This is a genomic window from Pseudomonas sp. NEEL19 (genome assembly GCF_028751975.1).
Lineage (GTDB): Bacteria > Pseudomonadota > Gammaproteobacteria > Pseudomonadales > Pseudomonadaceae > Aquipseudomonas > Aquipseudomonas juntendi.
In genome coordinates, this window is record NZ_CP081491.1 from 148,289 (window position 1) to 168,710 (window position 20,422).

Annotated in this window: 1 protein-coding gene; it reads left to right on the plus strand. The window is 58.9% G+C overall.

Features of this window, described 5'->3' with window-relative positions:
* The first annotated feature begins 395 nt into the window (after positions 1 to 395).
* Positions 396 to 20,351, plus strand: coding sequence for a retention module-containing protein (locus K4A76_RS00690; RefSeq protein ID WP_274411331.1), 19,956 nt, complete (start codon positions 396 to 398; stop codon positions 20,349 to 20,351).
* Positions 20,352 to 20,422: the final 71 nt, after the last annotated feature.

Below are 20,422 nucleotides of genomic sequence, written 5' to 3' on the forward strand. Positions count from 1 at the left end.
TCGGCAAGGTTTATGCTTGCAAAGCGATAGCATTGTCGAGTGATTGCAGGCGATCAGAATAATGGCGCCAGGTTGCTGCCTATCCAGTGGAAACCGGCCGTTGTGGCGCGGAAATAGTTAACCGTACTGCGCGCGAAACACCGGTTCGCTGACGTACGACATTTGTCCTGCAGATAGGCTTGGCTAAGGTACAAATATCAATGTGACATTACATTGCCGATTGTTTAGGATGGCCTGTATAAGGTCAATAGTTTGGCAGTTAAGTAATTCCAAACAGTTATAGACGGAATATTGACGTCAAAAAACGTCAAAGATCATCGACATAGTTCCGCCTGAAGTGGCCTGCAAGTGCCGCTCTGGCACGGAAGTACCCACCGGGTCACACGGAGAGTCCAATGAGCAGCGTTGTAGCCATCGTCAAAAGTATTGTCGGCCAGGTTATCGCGGTATCCCCAGAGGGCATCCGGCGTGTACTCATTGAAGGTGACCGTCTGTTGGCCGGTGAGGAGGTGCTCACTGGCCCTGGTGGCGCAGTTACTCTGGAACTGGCTGATGGCCGCCTGCTCGACCTTGGCCGTGACAGCCAGTGGAGCGCCGATACACCTGACAGCAGCACCGACCTCGATCAGGCCACTGCCCAGGCAGCGCCTTCGGTAGAAGAGCTGCAGCAGGCGATTGCTGCGGGTGTCGACCCGACTACCGAGCTTGAAGCTACCGCTGCTGGTCCGTCGGCAGCGGGTGGTGGTGGCGCGGCGGGCGGCGGCCATAGCTTCGTAATGCTGGAAGAGACTGCGGGCCGGGTTGACCCGACCGTCGGTTTCCCCACCGAGGGTTTAAGCTCTGCAGCCGCGCTCAACAGCGTGCAGGTCGGTCAGCTGGGCACCAACAACAATCTGGTGACCCCACCGACCACCGACGCCACCGTTGCTACCGACCTTGTCCTCGGCGCCACCCCTTCCATCAGTGAAGCGGGTGGCGTCATCGTCTATACCGCCACCGTGGGTCAGGCGCCAACTACCAACCTGGTGATTACCCTGTCCAATGGTGCCGTGATCACCATACCGGCCGGGCAGACAAGCGGCAGTGTCAATGTCCAGGTACCGGCAAACGATACGCCTTATATTGATGGTGGGCAGATCTCGACGACTGTCACCGGGAGCACTGGCGGTGGTGGCCTGACCGTTACATTGCCGCAAACGCCGGCGGTCACCCAGGTGACTGATACCATCGACACCACTACCGCAACGCTTACGGCTTCGCCGAGTGTGACCGAGGGCGGCGTGATCACCTATACCGTGACCCTGAGCAACCCTGCTCAGACCCCGGTAACCGTGACCCTGTCCAACGGCCAGACTGTGACTGTTGAAGCTGGCAAGACCCAGGGCAGTGTCGATTTCCAGACGCCGGCCAACGACGTCTACAACAACGGCTCGACTGTCAGCGTCACCATCGAGAACACCACCGGCGGTAACTTCGAGCAACTGACCCCGAACCCGACTCCGGCCCAGACCACGATCAATGATTCGGTCGACACCACCACCGCGACCCTTACGGCTTCGCCGAGTGTGACCGAGGGCGGCGTGATCACCTACACCGTCACCCTGAGCAACCCTGCTCAGACGCCGGTTACTGTGACCCTGTCCAACGGCCAGACCGTGACTGTTGAAGCGGGCAAGACTCAGGGCAGTGTCGATTTCCAGACGCCGGCCAACGACGTCTACAACAACGGCTCGACCGTCAGCGTCACCATCGAGAACGCCATTGGCGGTAACTTCGAGCAACTGACCCCGAACCCGACTCCGGCCCAGACCACGATCAATGATTCGGTCGACACCACCACCGCGACCCTTACGGCTTCGCCGAGTGTGACCGAGGGCGGCGTGATCACCTACACCGTCACCCTGAGCAACCCTGCTCAGACGCCGGTTACTGTGACCCTGTCCAACGGCCAGACCGTGACCGTTGAAGCGGGCAAGACTCAGGGCAGTGTCGATTTCCAGACGCCGGCTAACGACGTTTACAACAATGGCTCCACCGTTAGCGTCACCATCGAAAACGCCACAGGCGGTAACTTCGAACAACTGACGCCGAACCCGACCCCGGCTCAAACCACGATCAATGACTCGGTCGACACCACCACTGCAACGTTGACCGCGAGCCCGTCGGTGACCGAAGGCGGTGTGATCACCTACACCGTGACCCTGAGCAATCCTGCCCAGACGCCGGTTACTGTGACCCTGTCCAACGGCCAGACCGTAACCGTTGAAGCCGGCAAGACTCAGGGCAGTGTCGATTTCCAGACGCCGGCCAACGACGTTTACAACAATGGCTCGACTGTCAGCGTCACCATCGAGAACGCCACCGGCGGTAACTTCGAGCAACTGACCCCGAACCCGACTCCGGCTCAGACCACGATCAATGATTCGGTCGACACCACCACCGCGACCCTCACTGCATCGCCGAGCGTGACCGAAGGCGGCGTGATCACCTATACCGTCACCCTGAGCAATCCTGCTCAGACGCCGGTAACCGTGACCCTGTCCAACGGCCAGACTGTGACCGTTGAGGCGGGCAAGACTCAGGGCAGTGTCGATTTCCAGACGCCGGCCAACGACGTCTACAACAACGGCTCGACCGTCAGCGTCACCATCGAGAACGCTACTGGCGGTAACTTCGAGCAACTGACGCCGAACCCGACCCCGGCTCAAACCACGATCAATGATTCCGTCGACACCACCACCGCGACCCTCACTGCATCGCCGAGCGTGACCGAAGGCGGCGTGATCACCTATACCGTGACCCTGAGCAACCCTGCTCAGACCCCGGTAACCGTGACCCTGTCCAACGGCCAGACTGTGACTGTTGAAGCGGGCAAGACCCAAGGAAGTGTCGACTTCCAGACCCCGGCCAACGACGTTTACAACAACGGCTCGACCGTCAATGTCACCATCGAAAAAGCAACCGGTGGCAATTTCGAGCAACTGACACCGGACCCAACACCTGCATCGACTGTCATCCAGGACAGCATCGACCCTGTAACTGTGAGCATCGTCAGCAATGGCAATGTGACTGAAGATCAGCAGCCTGTCTTTACTGTAAAAGTCAGTCAGGCGCTGGATCGGCCACTGACCGTTACCCTGTCCAATGGCGACAAGGTCACCATTGAAGCCGGTAAAACAGAGGTGGAGTACAAGGCGGCAGCCCAAGGTGATGATGTCTTCAAAGATCCCGGCTCTCTCACTCTTGGCGTTACTGACGCAAGCGTCCCAGGTGCCACCTTTGAGAAGCTGGAGTTCGGTAGCCCCGCGACTGTTGAAATCTCAGACACCATCAGTGAAGTTGTAGCCACGCTGACCGCGAGCCCTTCGGTAACCGAAGGCGGCGAGATTACGTACACCATCACGCTGACCAACAAAGATGGTCTGCCGATCAACAACCCTTCGGACCTGTACTTCAAGCTGACCGACGGCACCAATATCGTCGTGGCGGCCAACAGCACCACCGGTTCGGCCACTGTTATCGCGCCGGACAACGTGTACGTCGGCACTAACGCGCCAGTGGTCAACGCCATTGATTCGGTCAGCGGCCAGGATGCGTGGAAGTTCGAGCAGCTGACCCTGGACAAGGCTGAGGTCAGCACCCAGGTCACCGACGAGCCTGGCACTCCGGGCAACGAAGGTGACATCGTCAAGGTCACCATCACAGCTGACCAGACCTCGGTGGCCGAGAACGTCAAACCGACGTTCACCGTGCATATCAATCAGCCTTTGGCTCACGACCTGGTCGTGACCCTGAGCAATGATGCCAAGGTCACCATCAAGGCTGGCGAAACCACCGCGGCTTACGAGCACGCAGCACAGGGCGATGACGTCTACCAAGACGCCGGCGAAATCACCTTGGGCATCAAGTCGGCGGCCGATGCTACGGGTGCAGCGTTCGAGAACCTGCAGCTGGGTGGCGATGCTTCGGTAAAAGTCACCGATACCATCGATGAAGTGGTCGCCAAACTGACCGCTACCCCATCGGTAACCGAAGGCGGCGAGATTACGTACACCATCACGCTTACCAACAAAGATGGCCTGCCGATCAACAACCACGCGGAGCTGTTCTTCAAGCTGACCGACGGCACCAACATTGTCGTGGCGGCCAACAGCACCACCGGTTCGGCCACGGTTATCGCGCCGGACAACGTCTACGTCGGCACCAATGCGCCAGTGGTCAACGCCATTGACTCGGTCAGCGGCCAAGACGCGTGGAAGTTCGAGCAGCTGACCCTGGACAAGACCGAGGTCAGCACCCAGGTCACCGACGAGCCTGGCACCCCGGGCAACGAAGGTGACATCGTCAAGGTCACCATTACAGCTGACCAGGTTTCGGTCGCCGAGAACGTCAAGCCGACGTTCACCGTGCATATCAATCAGCCTTTGGCTCACGACCTGGTCGTGACCCTGAGCAACGATGCCAAGGTCACCATCAAGGCTGGCGAAACCACCGCGGCTTACGAGCACGCAGCACAGGGCGATGACGTCTACCAAGACGCCGGCGAAATCACCTTGGGCATTAAGTCGGCGGCGGATGCTACCGGTGCAGCGTTCGAGAACCTGCAACTGGGTGGCGATGCTTCGGTAAAAGTCACCGACACCATCGATGAGGTGGTCGCCAAACTGACCGCTACCCCATCGGTAACCGAAGGCGGCGAGATTACCTACACCATCACGCTGACCAACAAAGATGGTCTGCCGATCAACAACCACGCGGACCTGTACTTCAAGCTGACCGACGGCACCAATATCGTTGTGGCGGCCAACAGCACCACCGGTTCGACCACGGTTATCGCGCCGGACAACGTCTACGTCGGCGCCAATGCGCCAGTGGTCAACGCCATTGACTCGGTCAGCGGCCAGGATGCGTGGAAGTTCGAGCAACTGACCCTGGACAAGGCTGAGGTCAGCACCCAGGTCACCGACGAGCCTGGCACCCCGGGCAACGAAGGTGACATCGTCAAGGTCACCATTACAGCTGACCAGGTTTCGGTCGCCGAGAACGTCAAGCCGACGTTCACCGTGCATATCAATCAGCCTTTGGCTCACGACCTGGTCGTGACCCTGAGCAACGATGCCAAGGTCACCATCAAGGCTGGCGAAACCACCGCGGCTTACGAGCACGCAGCACAGGGCGATGACGTCTACCAAGACGCCGGCGAAATCACCTTGGGCATTAAGTCGGCGGCGGATGCTACCGGTGCAGCGTTCGAGAACCTGCAACTGGGTGGCGATGCTTCGGTAAAAGTCACCGACACCATCGATGAGGTGGTCGCCAAACTGACCGCTACCCCATCGGTAACCGAAGGCGGCGAGATTACCTACACCATCACGCTGACCAACAAAGATGGTCTGCCGATCAACAACCACGCGGACCTGTACTTCAAGCTGACCGACGGCACCAATATCGTTGTGGCGGCCAACAGCACCACCGGTTCGACCACGGTTATCGCGCCGGACAACGTCTACGTCGGCGCCAATGCGCCAGTGGTCAACGCCATTGACTCGGTCAGCGGCCAGGATGCGTGGAAGTTCGAGCAACTGACCCTGGACAAGGCTGAGGTCAGCACCCAGGTCACCGACGAGCCTGGCACCCCGGGCAACGAAGGTGACATCGTCAAGGTCACCATTACAGCTGACCAGGTTTCGGTCGCCGAGAACGTCAAACCGACCTTTACCGTGCACATAAACACGGTCCTGGCGCATGACCTGACTGTGACCCTGAGCAATGACGCGGTCGTGACAATCAAGGCCGGTCAAACTTCGAGCGAGCCGTACACTCACGACGCACAGGGCGATGACGTTTACCAAGACGCCGGCGAAATCACCTTGGGCATCAAGTCGGCGGCCGATGCTACCGGTGCAGCGTTCGAGAACCTGCAACTGGGTGGCGACGCTTCGGTAAAAGTCACCGACACCATCGATGAAGTGGTCGCCAAACTGACCGCTACCCCATCGGTGGCCGAAGGCGGCGAGATTACCTACACCATCACGCTGACCAACAAAGATGGTCTGCCGATCAACAACCACGCGGAGCTGTTCTTCAAGCTGACCGACGGCACCAACATTGTCGTGGCGGCCAACAGCACCACCGGTTCGGCCACTGTTATCGCACCGGACAACGTCTACGTCGGCACCAACGCACCAGTGGTCAACGCCATTGATTCGGTCAGCGGCCAGGATGCGTGGAAGTTCGAGCAACTGACCCTGGACAAGGCCGAGGTTCAAACTCAGGTTACTGACGAGCCGTCTGGCCAAGGCAACTTGGTCAAGGTCAGCATCGCTGCCGATCAGCTGTCTGTGAATGAGGCTACTGCGCCGACCTTCACCGTTACCCTGAACCAGGCGCTCGACAAGCCATTCACCGTGACTTTGAGCACCGGTGCCACCCTGACCTTCGCGGCCGGTGAAACCACCAAGTCCTATGCCGCTCCGGCGCAGGGCGATGACGTGTTCAAGGACGAGGGCAAGATCACCGTCAGCATCACCAAGGCGGAAGTGGTCGGCGAGCAGCTGGAAAATCTGCAGATCGGCCAGCCTGCTACTGTGGCGGTCACCGATACGCAGAGCCCGGTTACTGCCCAGCTCACTGTGGATAACACCACTGTGGCCGAAGGCGGCAAGATCACCTACACCGTGACTCTGGTCAGCGCAGATCCGAGCCTGCCAGTAACCAACCACAAGGGTCTGACCTTCACGCTGACAGACGGGACCACTGTGACCGTTAAAGCAGGCGAGGCCACCGGTTCGGTTACCGTCACCGCTCCAGACAACGTCTACGTCAACGATCCGGTGACCATTACCCAAGGCCTGACCAAGGTTGAAGGCGCTGGCGCTGATCAGTTCGAACAACTGAATCTGGGCAAAGATACCGTCAGCACAGTAGTCACCGATGAGCCAGGCACTCCGGGTAACCCGGGCGGCAACAACGAAGGTGACTTGGTCAAAGTCAGCATCGTGGCCGATCAAGTTTCGGTCAACGAAGCAACCGAACCAACCTTCACCGTCACCCTGAATAAGGCTTTGGATAAGCCGTTCACCGTAACCCTGAGCACCGGTGCGACCCTGACCTTCGCGGCCGGCGAGACCACCAAGTCCTACGCCGCTCCGGCGCAGGGCGATGACGTGTTCAAAGACGAGGGCAAGATCACCGTCAGCATCACCAAGGCGGAAGTGGTCGGCGAGCAGCTGGAAAACCTGCAGATCGGTCAGCCTGCGTCCGTAGCTGTGACCGATACGCAGAGCCCGGTTACTGCAGAACTGTCGGTAGACAACACTACCGTCGCTGAAGGCGGCAAGATCACCTACACCGTGACTCTGGTAAGCGCTGATCCAAGCTTGCCAGTAACCAACCACAAAGGTCTGACCTTCACGCTGACAGACGGGACCACTGTGACCGTTAAAGCAGGCGAGGCCACCGGTTCGGTTACCGTCACCGCGCCAGACAACGTCTACGTCAACGATCCAGTCACTATCACCCAAGGTCTGACCAAGGTCGAAGGCGCTGGCGCCGATCAGTTCGAACAACTGAACCTGGGCAAAGATACTGTCAGCACCTCCGTGACTGACGAGCCGGGTACTCCGGGTAACCCAGGCGGCAACAACGAAGGTGACTTGGTCAAGGTCACCATCGCTGCCGATCAGCTGTCCGTGAATGAAGCCACTGAGCCGACCTTCACCGTCACCCTGAACAAGGCTTTGGATAAGCCGTTCACCGTGACCCTGAGCACCGGTGCCACCCTGACCTTTGCGGCCGGCGAGACCACCAAGTCCTACGCCGCACCGGCGCAGGACGATGACGTGTTCAAGGACGAAGGCAAGATCACCGTCAGCATCACCAAGGCGGAAGTGGTTGGCGAGCAGTTGGAAAACCTGCAAATCGGCGAGCCTGCTACCGTTGCGGTCACCGATACTCAGAGCCCGGTTACTGCCCAGCTCACTGTGGATAACACCACAGTGGCCGAAGGCGGCCAGATCACTTACACCGTGACCTTGGTCAGTGCTGATCCAAGCCTGCCAGTGACCAACCACAAGGGTCTGACCTTCACCCTGACTGACGGCACCACTGTGACTGTCAAGGCAGGCGAGGCTACCGGCTCGGTTACCGTCACTGCGCCAGACAACGTCTACGTCAACGATCCGGTGACCATTACCCAAGGCCTGACCAAAGTCGAAGGCGCCGGCGCCGATCAGTTCGAACAACTGAACCTGGGCAAGGATACTGTCAGCACAGTAGTTACCGATGAGCCGGGTACTCCGGGTAACCCAGGTGGCAATAACGAAGGCGACTTGGTCAAGGTCACCATCGCTGCGGATCAGCTGTCCGTGAATGAGGCGACTGAGCCAACCTTCACCGTTACCTTGAACAAAGCGCTCGACAAGCCATTCACCGTGACCCTGAGCACTGGTGCCATCCTGACCTTCGCGGCAGGTGAAACCACCAAGTCCTACGCCGCACCGGCGCAGGGCGATGACGTGTTCAAGGACGAAGGCAAGATCACCGTCAGCATCACCAAGGCGGAAGTGGTCGGCGAGCAGCTGGAAAACCTGCAGATCGGCCAGCCTGCGTCCGTAGCTGTGACCGATACCCAGAGCCCGGTTACTGCTGAACTGTCGGTAGACAACACTACCGTCGCTGAAGGCGGCAAGATCACCTACACCGTGACCCTGGTCAGCGCTGACCCAAGCTTGCCAGTGACCAACCACAAGGGCCTGACCTTCACCCTGACCGACGGCACAATCGTCACGGTCAAAGCCGGTGAGTCGGTCGGCACCACCACTGTCACTGCGCCAGACAACGTCTACGTCAACGATCCGGTGACCATTACCCAAGGCCTGACCAAAGTCGAAGGCGCCGGCGCCGATCAGTTCGAACAACTGAACCTGGGCAAAGATACTGTCAGCACAGTAGTTACCGATGAGCCAGGCACTCCAGGTAACCCAGGTGGCAATAACGAAGGCGACCTGGTCAAGGTCACCATCGCTGCGGATCAGCTGTCCGTGAATGAGGCTACTGAGCCAACCTTCACCGTCACTCTGAACAAGGCGCTCGACAAACCATTCACCGTGACCCTGAGCACCGGTGCGACCCTGACCTTCGCGGCAGGTGAGACCACCAAGTCCTACGCCGCACCGGCGCAGGGCGATGACGTGTTCAAGGATGAAGGCAAGATCACCGTCAGCATCACCAAGGCGGAAGTGGTCGGCGAGCAGCTGGAAAATCTGCAGATCGGCCAGCCTGCGTCCGTAGCTGTGACCGATACTCAGAGCCCGGTGACTGCTGAACTGTCGGTAGACAACTCTACCGTCGCCGAAGGCGGTCAGATCACTTATACCGTGACCTTGATCAGCGCTGATCCAAGCCTGCCAGTGACCAACCACAAGGGCCTGACTTTCACCCTGACTGACGGCACCACTGTGACCGTTAAAGCAGGTGAGGCCACCGGCTCGGTTACCGTCACCGCGCCAGACAACGTCTACGTCAACGATCCAGTCACCATCACTCAAGGCCTGACCAAGGTTGAAGGCGCCGGGGCTGATCAGTTCGAGCAACTGAACCTGGGCAAAGATACTGTCAGCACAGTAGTCACCGATGAGCCAGGCACTCCAGGTAACCCAGGTGGCAATAACGAAGGCGACCTGGTCAAGGTCACCATCGCTGCGGATCAGCTGTCCGTGAATGAGGCGACTGAGCCGACCTTCACCGTTACCTTGAACAAAGCGCTCGACAAGCCATTCACCGTAACCCTGAGCACCGGTGCGACCCTGACCTTCGCGGCAGGCGAGACCACCAAGTCCTATGCCGCTCCGGCGCAGGGCGATGACGTGTTCAAGGACGAAGGCAAGATCACCGTCAGCATCACCAAGGCAGAAGTGGTCGGCGAGCAGCTGGAAAACCTGCAGATCGGCGAGCCTGCTACTGTGGCAGTCACCGATACCCAGAGCCCGGTGACTGCGCAGCTCACTGTGGATAACGCCACCGTGACCGAAGGTGGCCAGATCACTTATACCGTGACCCTGGTCAGCGCCGATCCGAGCCTGCCAGTGACCAACCACAAGGGCCTGACTTTCACCCTGACTGACGGCACCACTGTGACCGTTAAAGCAGGTGAGGCCACCGGCTCGGTTACCGTCACCGCGCCAGACAACGTCTACGTCAACGATCCAGTCACCATCACTCAAGGCCTGACCAAGGTTGAAGGCGCCGGGGCTGATCAGTTCGAGCAACTGAACCTGGGCAAAGATACTGTCAGCACAGTAGTCACCGATGAGCCAGGCACTCCAGGTAACCCAGGTGGCAATAACGAAGGCGACCTGGTCAAGGTCACCATCGCTGCGGATCAGCTGTCCGTGAATGAGGCGACTGAGCCGACCTTCACCGTTACCTTGAACAAAGCGCTCGACAAGCCATTCACCGTAACCCTGAGCACCGGTGCGACCCTGACCTTCGCGGCAGGCGAGACCACCAAGTCCTATGCCGCTCCGGCGCAGGGCGATGACGTGTTCAAGGACGAAGGCAAGATCACCGTCAGCATCACCAAGGCAGAAGTGGTCGGCGAGCAGCTGGAAAACCTGCAGATCGGCGAGCCTGCTACTGTGGCAGTCACCGATACCCAGAGCCCGGTGACTGCGCAGCTCACTGTGGATAACGCCACCGTGACCGAAGGTGGCCAGATCACTTATACCGTGACCCTGGTCAGCGCCGATCCGAGCCTGCCAGTGACCAACCACAAGGGCCTGACCTTCACCCTGACCGACGGCACAATCGTCACGGTCAAAGCCGGTGAATCGGTCGGCACCACCACTGTCACTGCGCCAGACAACGTCTACGTCAACGATCCGGTGACCATTACCCAAGGCCTGACCAAGGTCGAAGGTGCCGGGGCCGATCAGTTCGAACAACTGAACCTGGGCAAAGATACCGTCAGCACAGTAGTCACCGATGAGCCAGGCACTCCGGGTAACCCTGGCGGCAACAACGAAGGTGACTTGGTCAAAGTCAGCATCGTGGCCGACCAAGTCTCGGTCAACGAAGCAACCGAACCAACCTTCACCGTTACCTTGAACAAGGCGCTCGACAAGCCGTTCACCGTAACCCTGAGCACTGGTGCCACCCTGACCTTCGCTGCAGGTGAGACCACCAAGTCCTACGCCGCACCGGCGCAGGGCGATGACGTGTTCAAGGACGAAGGCAAGATCACTGTCAGCATCACTAAGGCCGAAGTGGTCGGTGAGCAGCTGGAAAACCTGCAGATCGGCCAGCCTGCGTCCGTAGCTGTGACCGATACCCAGAGCCCGGTTACTGCCCAGCTCACTGTGGATAACACCACTGTGGCCGAAGGTGGGAAGATCACTTACACCGTGACCCTGGTCAGCGCCGATCCGAGCCTGCCAGTGACCAACCACAAGGGCCTGACCTTCACCCTGACTGACGGTACCATCGTCACGGTCAAAGCCGGTGAATCGGTCGGCACCACCACTGTCACTGCGCCAGACAACGTCTACGTCAACGATCCGGTGACCGTTACCCAAGGCCTGACCAAGGTCGAAGGTGCCGGGGCCGATCAGTTCGAACAACTGAACCTGGGCAAAGATACTGTCAGCACAGTAGTTACCGATGAGCCGGGTACTCCGGGTAACCCAGGTGGCAATAACGAAGGTGACTTGGTCAAGGTCACCATCGTGGCCGATCAAGTCTCGGTCAACGAAGCAACCGAGCCAACCTTCACCGTCACCCTGAATAAGGCTTTGGATAAGCCGTTCACCGTGACCCTGAGCACCGGTGCCACCCTGACCTTCGCGGCAGGCGAGACCACCAAGTCCTATGCCGCACCAGCGCAGGGCGATGACGTGTTCAAGGACGAAGGTAAGATCACTGTCAGCATCACCAAGGCCGAAGTGGTCGGTGAGCAACTGGAAAACCTGCAGATCGGTCAGCCTGCGTCCGTAGCTGTGACCGATACCCAGAGCCCGGTTACTGCCCAGCTCACTGTGGATAACACCACTGTGGCCGAAGGCGGCCAGATCACCTATACCGTGACTCTGGTCAGCGCAGATCCGAGCCTGCCAGTAACCAACCACAAGGGTCTGACCTTCACGCTGACAGACGGGACCACTGTGACCGTTAAAGCAGGCGAGGCCACCGGTTCGGTTACTGTCACTGCGCCAGACAACGTCTACGTCAACGATCCGGTGACCATTACCCAAGGCCTGACCAAAGTCGAAGGCGCCGGCGCCGATCAGTTCGAACAACTGAACCTGGGCAAAGATACTGTCAGCACAGTAGTTACCGATGAGCCAGGCACTCCAGGTAACCCAGGTGGCAATAACGAAGGCGACCTGGTCAAGGTCACCATCGCTGCGGATCAGCTGTCCGTGAATGAGGCGACTGAGCCGACCTTCACCGTTACCTTGAACAAAGCGCTCGACAAGCCATTCACCGTGACCCTGAGCACTGGTGCCATCCTGACCTTCGCGGCAGGTGAAACCACCAAGTCCTACGCCGCACCGGCGCAGGGCGATGACGTGTTCAAGGACGAAGGCAAGATCACCGTCAGCATCACCAAGGCGGAAGTGGTCGGCGAGCAGCTGGAAAACCTGCAGATCGGCCAGCCTGCGTCCGTAGCTGTGACCGATACCCAGAGCCCGGTTACTGCTGAACTGTCGGTAGACAACACTACCGTCGCTGAAGGCGGCAAGATCACCTACACCGTGACCCTGGTCAGCGCTGACCCAAGCTTGCCAGTGACCAACCACAAGGGCCTGACCTTCACCCTGACCGACGGCACAATCGTCACGGTCAAAGCCGGTGAGTCGGTCGGCACCACCACTGTCACTGCGCCAGACAACGTCTACGTCAACGATCCGGTGACCATTACCCAAGGCCTGACCAAAGTCGAAGGCGCCGGCGCCGATCAGTTCGAACAACTGAACCTGGGCAAAGATACTGTCAGCACAGTAGTTACCGATGAGCCAGGCACTCCAGGTAACCCAGGTGGCAATAACGAAGGCGACCTGGTCAAGGTCACCATCGCTGCGGATCAGCTGTCCGTGAATGAGGCGACTGAGCCAACCTTCACCGTTACCTTGAACAAAGCGCTCGACAAGCCATTCACCGTGACCCTGAGCACCGGTGCCACCCTGACCTTCGCGGCAGGCGAGACCACCAAGTCCTATGCCGCACCAGCGCAGGGCGATGACGTGTTCAAGGACGAAGGTAAGATCACTGTCAGCATCACCAAGGCCGAAGTGGTCGGTGAGCAACTGGAAAACCTGCAGATCGGTCAGCCTGCGTCCGTAGCTGTGACCGATACCCAGAGCCCGGTTACTGCCCAGCTCACTGTGGATAACACCACTGTGGCCGAAGGCGGCCAGATCACCTATACCGTGACTCTGGTCAGCGCAGATCCGAGCCTGCCAGTAACCAACCACAAGGGTCTGACCTTCACGCTGACAGACGGGACCACTGTGACCGTTAAAGCAGGCGAGGCCACCGGTTCGGTTACTGTCACTGCGCCAGACAACGTCTACGTCAACGATCCGGTGACCATTACCCAAGGCCTGACCAAAGTCGAAGGCGCCGGCGCCGATCAGTTCGAACAACTGAACCTGGGCAAAGATACTGTCAGCACAGTAGTTACCGATGAGCCAGGCACTCCAGGTAACCCAGGTGGCAATAACGAAGGCGACCTGGTCAAGGTCACCATCGCTGCGGATCAGCTGTCCGTGAATGAGGCGACTGAGCCGACCTTCACCGTTACCTTGAACAAAGCGCTCGACAAGCCATTCACCGTGACCCTGAGCACTGGTGCCACCCTGACCTTCGCGGCAGGCGAGACCACCAAGTCCTATGCCGCACCAGCGCAGGGCGATGACGTGTTCAAGGACGAAGGCAAGATCACCGTCAGCATCACCAAGGCGGAAGTGGTCGGCGAGCAGCTGGAAAATCTGCAGATCGGCGAGCCTGCTACCGTTGCAGTCACCGATACGCAGAGCCCGGTTACTGCTGAACTGTCGGTAGACAACACTACCGTCGCTGAAGGCGGCCAGATCACCTACACCGTGACCTTGGTCAGCGCTGATCCAAGCTTGCCAGTGACCAACCACAAAGGTCTGACCTTCACCCTGACTGACGGCACCACTGTGACCGTCAAGGCAGGCGAGGCCACCGGTTCGGTTACCGTCACCGCTCCAGACAACGTCTACGTCAACGATCCGGTGACCATTACCCAAGGCCTGACCAAGGTTGAAGGCGCTGGCGCTGATCAGTTCGAGCAACTGAATCTGGGCAAAGATACCGTCAGCACAGTAGTCACCGATGAGCCAGGTACTCCTGGCAATCCAGGTGGCAATAACGAAGGCGACTTGGTCAAAGTCAGCATCGTGGCCGATCAAGTTTCGGTCAACGAAGCCACTGAACCTACCTTCACCGTCACCCTGAACAAGGCTTTGGACAAGCCATTCACCGTAACCCTGAGCACTGGTGCCACCCTGACCTTCGCGGCAGGCGAGACCACTAAGTCCTACGCCGCACCGGCGCAGGGCGATGACGTGTTCAAGGATGAAGGCAAGATCACCGTCAGCATCACCAAGGCGGAAGTGGTCGGCGAGCAGCTGGAAAATCTGCAGATCGGTCAGCCTGCGTCCGTAGCTGTGACCGATACTCAGAGCCCGGTTACTGCTGAACTGTCGGTAGACAACACTACCGTCGCTGAAGGTGGCCAGATCACCTACACCGTAACCCTGGTCAGCGCTGATCCAAGCTTGCCAGTGACCAACCACAAAGGCCTGACCTTCACCCTGACCGATGGCACCGTCGTCACGGTCAAAGCCGGTGAATCGGTCGGCACCACCACTGTCACTGCGCCAGACAACGTCTACGTCAACGATCCGGTGACCATTACCCAAGGCCTGACCAAGGTTGAAGGCGCTGGCGCTGATCAGTTCGAGCAACTGAACCTGGGCAAAGATACTGTCAGCACAGTAGTCACCGATGAGCCAGGCACCCCTGGCAATCCAGGTGGCAATAACGAAGGCGACTTGGTCAAAGTCAGCATCGTGGCCGATCAAGTTTCGGTCAACGAAGCCACTGAACCTACCTTCACCGTCACCCTGAACAAGGCTTTGGATAAGCCGTTCACCGTGACCCTGAGCACCGGTGCCACCCTGACCTTCGCGGCAGGCGAGACCACCAAGTCCTACGCCGCACCAGCGCAGGGCGATGACGTGTTCAAGGACGAAGGTAAGATCACTGTCAGCATCACCAAGGCCGAAGTGGTCGGTGAGCAACTGGAAAACCTGCAGATCGGTCAGCCTGCGTCCGTAGCTGTGACCGATACCCAGAGCCCGGTTACTGCCCAGCTCACTGTGGATAACACCACTGTGGCCGAAGGCGGTCAGATCACCTATACCGTGACTCTGGTCAGCGCAGATCCGAGCCTGCCAGTAACCAACCACAAGGGTCTGACCTTCACGCTGACAGACGGGACCACTGTGACCGTTAAAGCAGGCGAGGCCACCGGTTCGGTTACTGTCACTGCGCCAGACAACGTCTACGTCAACGATCCGGTGACCATTACCCAAGGCCTGACCAAAGTCGAAGGCGCCGGCGCCGATCAGTTCGAACAACTGAATCTGGGCAAAGATACCGTCAGCACAGTAGTCACCGATGAGCCAGGTACTCCTGGCAATCCAGGTGGCAATAACGAAGGCGACTTGGTCAAAGTCAGCATCGTGGCCGATCAAGTTTCGGTCAACGAAGCCACTGAACCTACCTTCACCGTCACCCTGAACAAGGCTTTGGACAAGCCATTCACCGTAACCCTGAGCACTGGTGCCACCCTGACCTTTGCGGCCGGCGAGACCACCAAGTCCTACGCCGCACCGGCGCAGGGCGATGACGTGTTCAAAGACGAGGGCAAGATCACCGTCAGCATCACCAAGGCGGAAGTGGTCGGTGAGCAGCTGGAAAACCTGCAGATCGGCCAGCCTGCGTCCGTAGCTGTGACCGATACCCAGAGCCCGGTTACTGCTGAACTGTCGGTAGACAACACTACCGTCGCTGAAGGCGGCAAGATCACCTACACCGTGACTCTGGTCAGCGCTGACCCAAGCTTGCCAGTGACCAACCACAAGGGCCTGACCTTCACCCTGACCGACGGCACAATCGTCACGGTCAAAGCCGGTGAATCGGTCGGCACCACCACTGTCACTGCGCCAGACAACGTCTACGTCAACGATCCGGTGACCATTACCCAAGGCCTGACCAAGGTCGAAGGCGCCGGCGCCGATCAGTTCGAACAACTGAACCTGGGCAGCACCAAAGTCAGCACATCGGTCACCGACGAGCCGTCTGGCCAAGGCGACCTGGTCAAGGTCAGCATCGTTGCCAACCAGTCTTCGGTCAACGAAGCCACTGCACCGACCTTCACCGTCAGCCTGAACAAGCCGCTGGACAAGGACCTGACCGTCACCCTGAGCAACAACGACACCGTGCTCTTCAAGGCGGGTGAGACCAGCAAGGTCTACACCGCACCGGCGCAAGGTGACGACGTGTTCAAGGACCCGGGCACCGTCACGGTGGGTATCAGCAAGGCCGAAGTGCCGAACGCCACCTTCGAGAAGCTGGAGTTCAGCAACCCGGCCTCGGTCAGCGTGACCGATACCGAAAGCAAGGTCACTGCAGTGCTGTCGGTGGACAAGTCCACCGTGGCCGAAGGTGGCGCGATCACGTACACCGTGACCCTGGTGGGCGATAACAGCAACCTGCCGGTTACCGGCCATGGCGGTGTGACCGTTACCCTGAGCGGTGGCACCCAGGTCACCATCAATGCGGGTTCGGCCACCGGCAGCGTGACCATCAATGCGCCGGACGACGTGTACGTAGGCGGTCAGCCGACGATCACCAAGTCGATCACCGACATCACCGTGAGCGGCGACAAGGTGTTCGAGAAACTGGTACCGAGCACCACCAGCGTCAGCACATCGGTAACCGACGAGCCGTCTGGCCAAGGTGACGTTGCCAAAGTCAGCATCAACGGCACGACGTCTCTGAACGAAGGCGAGACGGGTACTTACACCCTGAACCTCACCCACGAGGCCAAGGACGAAGTCACCGTCACGCTCAGCTACAGCGGCACCGCCAAGAACGGCGAGGACTTCATCGGTGTGACCACTGTGAAGATTCCGGCCAATAGCAGCGGTACCACGTTCACCATCGGCACCATCGACGACAAGCTGGTCGAAGGTACCGAAAACTTTGTGGTAACGATCGTAGGCGTGTCGGGTGGCAAGTTCGAGAACCTGCAGGTGGATACCAGCAAGTCGAGCGTTACCACGGCCATCGTGGACAACGACCACGTGCCGGTTTCGCGCGACGGTGCAGTGTTTGGTGTGGAAGACACCGACTATGTGTTTGCCTGGAGCGACTTCAATGTTTCCGACCCCGATGGCAACACTGGTCTGTCGGTAACCATCAGCTCGATCCCGGGTTCCGGCACGTTGCAGTTCTTCAACGGCACGGCCTGGACGAATGTGGGCGTTGGCCAGGTTGTCAGCCAGGCCAGCATCGAGGCCGGCAACCTGAAGTTCGTTCCGCTGCGCAACGAGTCGGGTACCGATAATTATGGCGGCAACGGCGTGGGCAACCAGCAAGCCGACTACGCGCAATTCAAGTTCAAGCCGAATGACGGCACCAACGTAGGCACAGATTCGACCATGAAGGTCGACATTCGCCCGGTTGCCGACAAGCCGACGCTGAGTTTCGGCAGCGCCGACATCGATTCCAAAGGCCTCACCAAGGAAGTCTGGAACAGCCTCAAAGGTCTTGGCACGGGTGGTAACGGCATTACCGGCGATGACCTGAAGACGGTCTTTGCCAACTCGGGCAGTGCCAGCTCCAGCAGCACCACGACCAATGTTCAGTCCGATGGCAGCGTTGCAGGTGGCACCGGCTCGAAAACCTCTGGCCTGATCTACCTCGAAGCCGGCAAGACCTACACCTTCAGCGGCACTGCCGACGACAGCTTCGTGGTCACCATCGGCGGCAAGACTGTGGTCACTGCCACCTGGGGTGCTGGTGGCCAGGTGTCGGGGACCTTTACCCCGAACACCAGCGGCTACTACCCGATCGAGGTCTACCATGCCAACCAGGCTGGCCCAGGCAGCTATGACCTGAACATCAAGGTCGGCGACGGTGGCGTCACCGACCTGAGCAGCTCGAACATAAAGATGTACCAGAACGTGACCGAGATGGCCAAGGCTGGCCTGGGCGTGTCCGATCTGCACACTGTGAACGGGCAAAGCTACTATGACGGTTACAAGCTCAATGAGGGGCCGGAAGGCGGCTCGGTCAAACTGGTGGCTATCTCCACCGCCCTCACCGACACTGACGGTTCGGAAACCCTGAGCGTAAGCCTGAGCGGTATCCCCAAAGGGACCGTGCTCAGCGACGGTGCAGGCCATACTGTCACTGTAGGCAGCACGCCGGTGGATGTAACGGGCTGGAAACTCAGCAGCCTGACGCTGACGCCACCGACCTACTACAAAGGTTCGTTCGACGTCACGGTCATCTCGACTGCCACTGAAAGCGTGGGTGGTTCGGCTATTACCACCGGCAATATCCCGGTGACCGTGTATCCCGCGACCTACAAGGCCAGCGTAGGCACATCGGGCAACGACGCCCTCACCGGCAGCGAAGGTAACGACATCATCGTCGCCGACGTGGCGGGCCTGAACGTGGTCCAGGGCAAGAACTACAACATTGCCTTCATGGTCGACAGCTCGGGCAGCATGAGCGATAAGTCGATTGCCGATGCCAAGACGCAGTTGGCTTCGGTATTCAACTCGCTCAAGGCCAGCCTGGGTGCTGATACCTCGGGTACGGTGAACATCTTCCTCGTCGACTTCGACAGCCAGGTGAACAAGAACGTGGCGGTGAACCTTGCCGACGCGGATGCATTGAGCAAGTTGCAGGCGGTACTTAACTCGATGGTGGGTGGTTACTACGGGGGCGGCACCAACTATGAAGACGCCTTCAAGACCACGTCCAACTTCTTCAAGAGCACCATGGCCACCGGTAACAAAGGTGCTGAAAACCTGACGTACTTCATTACCGATGGTAAGCCAACGTTCTATCAGAGTGGCGAATCGACCAACCCCCGCCTGTGGACCGGCGGCAAGTACCTGGACGATGTGGTGAACGTCAACAATTACAAAATTGGCGATACGTTCAGCACCATGGTCGATAGTACGCACAGGTTGGACATCGACAGCAGTGGCACTGTTTACGTCTACACGTACAAGAGCAATGGTTCTGTCGATACCTACGAAGTGGGCACCATCCATGCCCAAGGTGATGGCACCTACGAGATATCCTCGCGAGCGGGCTGGGGGAATGAGTGGAGCTATAGCGATGCGGCCTCGGGTTCCACGGCGAGCTTCGCTGTGCTGGGTGGCACTAACGGTTTGAGCAAAGTCCAGGCTATCGGCTTGAACAGCGATGTGACGCTCACTGATTTGAAGCCTTACGACAGCGCAGGCAAGCCGCAGACCAACATCGACCCGTCCGACCTGGCGAAGGCGATTCTCGGTCATACCGAAGCCACGGTCCCAGGTGCCGATACCATCGACGGTGGCAACGGCAACGACATCATCTTCGGTGACCTGATTACCCTCAATGGTGTCGTCAGCGAGGGCTACCAGGCCCTGCAAAGCTATGTCGCACAGAAGAGCGGCGTTGATGTCAGCTCCATCACCACCAGCAATGTCCACCAGTACATCACTGAGCACTACAACGAGTTCGACATCTCCGGCGCCAAAGACGGCAACGACATCCTGTCGGGCGGCAATGGCAACGACATTCTCTTTGGCCAAGGTGGTAACGACACGCTCGATGGTGGCAAAGGCAACGATATCCTGCTGGGCGGTACCGGCAATGACACCCTTATCGGTGGGCAGGGCGACGATATCCTGATCGGTGGCAGCGGCGCAGACACCTTCGTGTGGAAAGCGGGTGATTTCGGTAACGACGTCATCAAAGACTTCAAGATGGGGGACAAGGACAAGATCGACTTGAGCGATCTGCTGCAAGGCGAGAAGGGCAGTACCATCGACAATTACCTGAAGCTCACCACGGTTGAAGGTACGACCACCTTGCAGGTCAGCAGCGAAGGCAAGCTCAACGCCGCAGGCGGTATCGCCAATGCCGATGTGACCATCAAGCTCGAAGGGGTGAACTGGTCCAACACCACGATCAACTCGTTGATCAGCGGTGCTGACCCGACCATCATCATCCACAACAAAGACAGCTGATGTGTTGAAGGGGCCGCGCCTGACCGTCGCGGCCCCTGTTTCATTCCACAAGGCCGCGCCCGCAAGGGCCC

Excerpts from the sequence above, each read along its gene's own strand:
- K4A76_RS00690 (WP_274411331.1), top strand. The coding sequence starts at position 396 with ATGAGCAGCGTTGTAGCCATCGTCAAAAGTATTGTCGGCCAGGTTATC.